A 6,529-nucleotide genomic window follows, 5' to 3' on the forward strand; every position below is an offset into this window, starting at 1 on the left:
CAGTCAGTAGCATGGGTGAAAAATTACACCTTATGGTGGAAGTAATCGCTCAGACGCGAAAATACGCCGCCTTTACTGACCGATTCCAGGGTGACCAGTGGCCAATGCGCCACCAGCTTATCCCTGTCATAGAGTTCAATTTCCCCCACGCGTTGATGCGCGGCAATAGGCGCTACCAGTTCTTTCTTATCAAGAACATATTTTGCTTTGATATTCTGGACTTCAGCCTTAGGTAGCGCCATCCAGAAATCCTGCTCGGTGCCGAGGCTAATGTTTTCTTTATCGCCATACCAGATTCGTTCGACGCCGACTTGCTTACCGCTACGCAAAACCTGCACCGTATCAAAATTTTGTTGCCCCCACTGCAGCAGTTTGCGTGCCTGATCCTCGCGTCCTTTCGCGCTCTCGGCGCCCATGACCACGGCAATCAAGCGACGCTGTCCGTCAACGGCGGAGGCGATCAGGTTAAATCCTGCCCCGGATGTGTGCCCGGTCTTCAGGCCATCAATGTTCATCGTTTTATCCCACAGCAGTCCGTTACGGTTTTGCTGCGTGATACCGTTCCAGGTAAGACTCTTCTCACTGTACATGTGGTAGAACTCAGGTTCCCCGTGAATAATCGCCCGGGACAACACGGCCAGATCGTAGGCCGAGCTATGCTGGCCTGGCGCGTCCAGCCCATGCACCGTTTCGAAATGTGTATCTTTAAGCTTCAGCTTCTCAACGTAACTGTTCATCATCGCAACAAACTGTGGCTGTCCACCCGCGATGTAATCAGCCAGCGCGACGCATGCGTCATTGCCGGAATCAACAATCAAGCCGCGACTTAAATCACGTACCGAAACGCGATCGCCTTCTTTCAGGAACATTAATGATGAGCCGACAAACACCGGATTATCTTTCGCCCATGCGTCACGCCCGACAGTGACGATATCCGTTGGGCTAATGCGATGGCTATCAATCGCACGATCGACAACATAGCCGGTCATTAACTTGGTCAGGCTGGCGGGGTTGCGTTGCTGGTGTTCATTACCGGCAGTCAGAATTTGGCCCGTGGTGTAGTCCATAAGCACCCACGCGCCAGCATTAATGGCGGGAGGCCGGGGTGCAAAACTGGCGACATCAGTCGCATAAGCGGACGAAAAACTTATCGCGAATAGCGAAGCGGCAATAAACAAACGGCGTTTCAACAGCATGTCCTCATAACCAGGAGAAATAGCCGTTCTTTTTACGGAAGTTCTGCCGAACAAACATGGATAAATTGCAAGAAAATGTGACATAAGGCACATTTTCTTGCTATTAAAGAAAGAATGTCAGACGGGCTTCCCCTGCAAAATCCGCGCAGGATTAGCCTTTATGTGATGCTGTTTCTGCATGATGGCTGCGATGACGGTGATAGCCGTCAATCATGCTGCGAAAGATTTGCCCCGGCGTATCACCCAATGTGCACAGGTAAATATGTGCGCAAATGAACAGAATGCCAACAATCGCCAACACCATATGCAGCACCAGTACCACCGGCCCGGCGCCTATAATCTGCGGGTAAAGACAGAGCAACCCGGTAATGATTAACAGCGGAACCAACGCATACATGATGGCCAGATAGGCTAACTGTTGCAGGGGGTTAAATTTATTCTCCGCTGTTGCCGCAAACGGATGTGCCTCACCTTTCATTATCCCATACAGATAAAAACGCGTTTGTAGCAGGCAGCGCTTTATCAACCCGCTGAATTGCACACGATAGTGGCAACCGTTGCCGCTGGTGGCATTGATCATGACGAAGCCAATCCAGAAAGCCAGTAATGCGAATCCACACCAGGTGTGCACCTGCACCATCAGCGCTACCGGTCCGATAGAAAAATGGCCGAACAAACCGCTGAGCAGAAGCAGGATAAAAAGCAGCGCATTTCCCCAGTGCCAACGGCGGACAGCCAATGAGTAAAGATAGTCACGGTGCTCTTCACCGGCTGCCGTTTTGGGTGCCAGCATTCGACGCAGCAGCGCATGTACCACCAGACCGGCAATCATCAACAGAATGACTACGCCTGCATAAATGAGCCACAGCGGCCAGTAGTCTGGCGCATAGTGAAGCTCTGCTCCCCAGATAGAATTCATACTTTTCCCTCCTGATGAATCTCTTTACGCCGGAAAATACTCACCGCACCGCTACGCGTATCCTGCTGACGGTAAACCTCTTTTTGATGAATCCAGTGCTGAATTTCAGGGTCATCACGGCGACCAAACTTCAGCGCATCCGTAGGGCATACGGAAACACAGGCAGGCGATTGTCCAGCGTCCAGACGGGTGTCTGCACAAAAGTTACATTTATCTGCAATTCCTGTTTGTGGGTTCAGGTAGCGCACATGGAACGGACAGGCGGCAACACAATAATCACAGCCAATACAGCGGGACTTGTCCACCTGCACAATGCCGTTTTCGTCCCGAAACGAAGCGCCAGTCGGACAGACGCTGACACAAGGCGCATCTTCGCAGTGCTGGCAGGAGACGCGGACAAACTGGAAGTGAGACAGCACCTCAGGTTCGTTTTCCGGTGAGCGGATCTGCACCTGCAGCCGGCTAAAACCTTCTGGCACGTCATTCAAAACTTTGCAGGCAACCGTGCACGCCTGACAACCAATACAGCGTTTCTCGTCATGCAGCATGACATACGGATTTGTTGACTGATTCATGATGTTCTCCTTTCTCATGCCCGACGAAGCGTAACGCCAGCGGTGTGGACCACCGTGCCGGATACCGGACTGGTCACATGTGGAAGCAAGTTTCCACAGTGGATCCCATGCGTTGTCGCCGCAGTTTTTGCGCCTGCCTTGGCGCCGAATCCCATATAGACGAACAGCGTATCGGGTCGAATACCGGCAGTGACCAACGCTTTGCCTTTCTCCTTACCGGTTGCATTTTCCAGCCAGATGTCATCACCGCTTTTAATCCCTTTTTCTCCAGCCGTTTTCGGGTGGATCCACACCGCGTTATCCCACATCAGCTCGCTGAGCAATGGGACATATTGCGTCGCGCCATTGGTGTGAACTGCGACTTTGCCTTGAATGAAATAGAGTTCATTGTCGGCCTTGAGCGCAAAATTGCGTGCGCGCGGAATACCATAGCCCGGCAGGAGTGTTTCCAGTTCTGCGGAATAAAGTTCGATTTTTCCGGATGGGGATTTGAAGCGCAGTTGTTCGCCATACGTGCCGTCATTGTCAACGGCCACTGCTCCCGGATACTGCGCAGTAAACTGGCGTACCGATTCAGGCTCACGGAGTAACAGCGGTACGCCCCACTCCCGATACCCTTTCTGGCGCAGTTCAGCAGATAACGCATGATCACCATTGAGCTGATACAGCTGGCGTACCTGCATATCTTGCCACGGATAGTACTGCCCAAGACCCAGTTGCTCGCCCAGTTCTTTCCAGATTTGCCAGCTTGGGCGCGCATCACCGATAGGCTCAACGACCTGCTGGCGCAGCGCATAGGCCGGATTCAGCCCCGACATATCAGAGACTTCTTCATCGCGTTCGAGATAGGTGCATTCAGGTAACAGGTAATCGGCATAGGCCGCGCTTTCACTTAAATAGACATCGCAGCTCACCACCAGATCCAACTGCTCAACGGTTTTGACCAGATCCGGCCGACAGGTCACAGTTTGAAAAGGATTATGCCGGGACATAATCCATCCTTTTACCGGATAAGGCGTCTGGTTTAACACAGCATCGATAATGCTCTGCACCACCCCGCCGCCCGCAGCGATGTATTTGAATTGCGGCGCGACCAGGTCAATACGCTGCGCCGTTGGCTTAGGGAGTTTAGCATCCGGTTTCGCCAGCACCGGAGCCACCTTCTCTCCCGCCAGCTTATTGTAGGTTGCAGCGGCTTTTTTCTGGTACATGCCGCCTTCGCGCTCAATATTTCCCAGCAGCACGTTGAGGGTGAAAATCATGCGCCGCATGTCAATCTCTTCCTGCGAAAAAGTCGCACGGTGACCGGGGCTGACAATCGCATGGGGGGCGCAGGCCGCCATTTCGCGAGTCACCCGGGTAATGACATCCGCAGGTACGTCGGCCAACTTTTGTGCCCATTCTGGCGTGGCCTCTTGTACCGCCTCTGCCAGTTGGTCGAAACCTGTTGTATAGCGTTCAACGAATCCCACGTCATACAATTTTTCAGTAATCATGACGTGGCACATCGCCATCAGCACCGGTAAGTCTCCCCCTGGTTTAATCGCATGCCATTCATCCGCCTTGCTGGAAAATACCGACAGCCGGGGGTCGAAGCTGACCATCTTCGCGCCCTTCTCTTGTGCGGTCATCAGTTCATGAGTATCGGCAACCTCAATTCCTTCATAGAGGTTATGTCCAAAAGAGACCATGTAGCGGGTATTGGCGATATCCATTGCTAAATCCCCACCCATCATTACTTTGGCGGCAATGGCTTTACCTGCTGGACAAGTTGAAGCGTGCGTGAAGGTATTTGGTGAGCCAAAAGCCGTCGCCAAATGAAATAAATGGCCCGAAAGCGAACCGGATTTAGAGGAGAAGACAACGCCCTGCGGCCCGTATTGATTTTTTATTGCCGTCATCTTTTCGGCAATTTCTTGATACGCCTGTTGCCAGCTAATGACCTGCCATTCGCCACTGCCACGCGGCCCGGTGCGTTTCATCGGTTTCACAATCCGGTGCGGGTCGTTTACCAGGCTAACACCGCTGCCCCCGCGAGCACAAACGCGCGTGCCTTGCTGAGGGGCATTAGGGTTTCCCTGGATAAAAACTGTTTTATTATTAATCACCTGAACCTGAATTGGACAGCGAAAGGAACACATTTCACACAGACTTGGCGTCAGGGATGTTTTCCCTTTAATACTCTCTGGCGAATTTCGCGCCAGTGCGCCAGGTGGGAAACTGCCTATTGCACAGGCCGAGCAGCCAATACCCACGCCCCGCAAAAAATTACGCCGACTAATGCTCATATAACCTCCTGTTATTAGATATATCCAATGATTATATGGCCTTTAAATTATTAATTTTTAACCTTACTCACATTTCATTACAATGAAACTCCGTTAACTGGCAAGAATAAAACCCCATTGTTTATAAAAGAGTTTTAAAGTTTCCAGAATGCGCCGACAAACGTAAAAATAACAATAATGGTTCTCAGTTAGCTTATTTATAAACTCAGAAGATAACGCCTTCTTATTTCATGAAATATCTTTAAAACTCCAAATCTATTAATTCATTTTATTTTAATCACGTTCACCGCAATTTTATTGCGGCCACCGCCGAGCATTGATAATCCCGTTGCTGATTACCGCGCTATTTTTTGGTATTCTTAGATAAGCGCTAAATTGATCCCGGACATAACTGAACAATGAATGACGGCAAGCAGCAACCTGGTTTCCTCTTCCACGATTACGAGAATAATTCCCCAAGCAATTGATTTTAGTCGGATTCAATCCCGTTTCATTCAAAGTATGTACTAAAAACTGTACTCAAACCTCTATGCTTTTAATTTGACTGGCTGCCACCTTTCGCATAATACTGTATGTAATTACAGTATTTAAGGGATTCAGTTATGTTTGTTGAATTGATATACGACAAGAGAAATGTTGAAGGTTTAGCTGGTGCCAGAGAGATCATCTTGGCTGAACTGACGAAGCGGGTGCACCATATTTTCCCTGATGCCGAAGTGAAGGTGAAACCGATGCAGGCGAACGCCTTGAATAGCGATGCCAGCAAAAGCGATCGGGAAAAGCTGAACCGCATGCTGGAGGATATGTTTGAAGAGGCCGATATGTGGCTGGTGTCTGAGTTCCCGACAGTTCGCCAGGTTGGGCTCTAAAGTTGTGCTGGCTGCCAGCATTAATCTTTACCGGCGGCCTGCATCATGTCTAAGCCCTGCCTACAGGGAATTTTCGGTATAGTGTTGACACTCCTACATCGTAAATTATTGCTACACGCTGACGCGTTTCCCCAGCAGAGATTAGTCTCCCTGCCTGCGCCCACTGCTCATCCGTTAGTTTTGGCCTACGGCCACCAATGCGACCTTCCGCGCGCGCAGCCTCTAAACCCGCCCGGGTGCGCTCCACAATAAGCTCCCTTTCCATTTCGGCCAATGCGCCCATTACATGAAAGAAGAACCGCCCCATAGGCGTACTCGTATCGATGCTATCCGTCAGGCTCCGGAAGTTAACACCTTTCTCCCGCAGTTCCTCCACTAACCCAACAAGATGTCGCATGCTTCGCCCGAGCCGATCCAGTTTCCACACCACCAGCGTATCGCCTTCCGATAGTGTCCGGAGCACCTTTTTTAACCCTGGTCTGTCGGACACCTTACCGCTGATCTTATCTTCGAAAATCAGCTCACATCCTGCACACTCGAGCGCGTTTCGCTGAAGTGCAGTGTTCTGGTCATTAGTTGACACCCTCACGTAGCCAATAAGCATGAGTTTCCTTCCTCCAAAAGGCCGGAAGCATGCCACCTGAGCGATAAATGATCATTATTTAAAACGTTGGTTTGGGAG

General features: G+C 50.7%; 6 protein-coding genes. 1 reads left to right on the forward strand and 5 read right to left on the reverse strand.

Features of this window, described 5'->3' with window-relative positions; translation table 11 throughout:
• Positions 1–23: 23 nt before the first annotated feature.
• From dacD to phsA, 4 genes are all read right to left on the reverse strand, one after another.
• Entirely contained in the window at positions 24–1,196 is a 1,173-nt protein-coding gene (dacD, locus tag FDX19_RS08510; protein ID WP_137382383.1) for a serine-type D-Ala-D-Ala carboxypeptidase DacD, read from the reverse strand.
• A gap of 151 nt (positions 1,197–1,347) precedes the next feature.
• Complete coding sequence (gene phsC, locus FDX19_RS08515) at positions 1,348–2,115, reverse strand: thiosulfate reductase cytochrome B subunit (protein ID WP_137382384.1); 768 nt, start codon at positions 2,113–2,115, stop codon at positions 1,348–1,350.
• A complete protein-coding gene (gene phsB, locus FDX19_RS08520) occupies positions 2,112–2,690 on the reverse strand; it encodes a thiosulfate reductase electron transport protein PhsB (protein ID WP_137382385.1) in 579 nt (192 codons plus the stop codon). The genes phsC and phsB overlap by 4 nt, the downstream gene beginning before the upstream one ends.
• A gap of 14 nt (positions 2,691–2,704) precedes the next feature.
• Positions 2,705–4,978: a thiosulfate reductase PhsA gene (gene phsA / locus FDX19_RS08525; RefSeq protein WP_137382386.1), complete on the reverse strand. Its 2,274-nt coding sequence runs from the start codon at positions 4,976–4,978 to the stop codon at positions 2,705–2,707.
• Between the two features lie 602 nt (positions 4,979–5,580).
• On the opposite strand from phsA, the gene FDX19_RS08530 reads away from it, so the two are divergent.
• Positions 5,581–5,847, forward strand: a complete 267-nt coding sequence (locus FDX19_RS08530) for a DinI family protein (RefSeq protein ID WP_137382387.1) — start codon at positions 5,581–5,583, stop codon at positions 5,845–5,847.
• A gap of 49 nt (positions 5,848–5,896) precedes the next feature.
• Here the strand turns inward: FDX19_RS08530 and FDX19_RS08535 are convergent, their stop codons facing one another.
• Entirely contained in the window at positions 5,897–6,451 is a 555-nt protein-coding gene (locus tag FDX19_RS08535) for a recombinase family protein (RefSeq protein ID WP_137382388.1), read from the reverse strand.
• Positions 6,452–6,529: the final 78 nt, after the last annotated feature.

Origin of the sequence: Citrobacter sp. wls619, from assembly GCF_005281345.1 — a bacterium.
Taxonomy (GTDB): Bacteria; Pseudomonadota; Gammaproteobacteria; order Enterobacterales; family Enterobacteriaceae; genus Citrobacter.

What these genes read in the sequence shown, in the direction of transcription:
- dacD (WP_137382383.1), bottom strand. Translation starts at nt 1,196, where the DNA reads ATGCTGTTGAAACGCCGTTTGTTTATTGCCGCTTCGCTATTCGCGATA.
- phsC (WP_137382384.1), bottom strand. Translation starts at nt 2,115, where the DNA reads ATGAATTCTATCTGGGGAGCAGAGCTTCACTATGCGCCAGACTACTGG.
- phsB (WP_137382385.1), bottom strand. Translation starts at nt 2,690, where the DNA reads ATGAATCAGTCAACAAATCCGTATGTCATGCTGCATGACGAGAAACGC.
- phsA (WP_137382386.1), bottom strand. Translation starts at nt 4,978, where the DNA reads ATGAGCATTAGTCGGCGTAATTTTTTGCGGGGCGTGGGTATTGGCTGC.
- FDX19_RS08530 (WP_137382387.1), top strand. Translation starts at nt 5,581, where the DNA reads ATGTTTGTTGAATTGATATACGACAAGAGAAATGTTGAAGGTTTAGCT.
- FDX19_RS08535 (WP_137382388.1), bottom strand. Translation starts at nt 6,451, where the DNA reads ATGCTTATTGGCTACGTGAGGGTGTCAACTAATGACCAGAACACTGCA.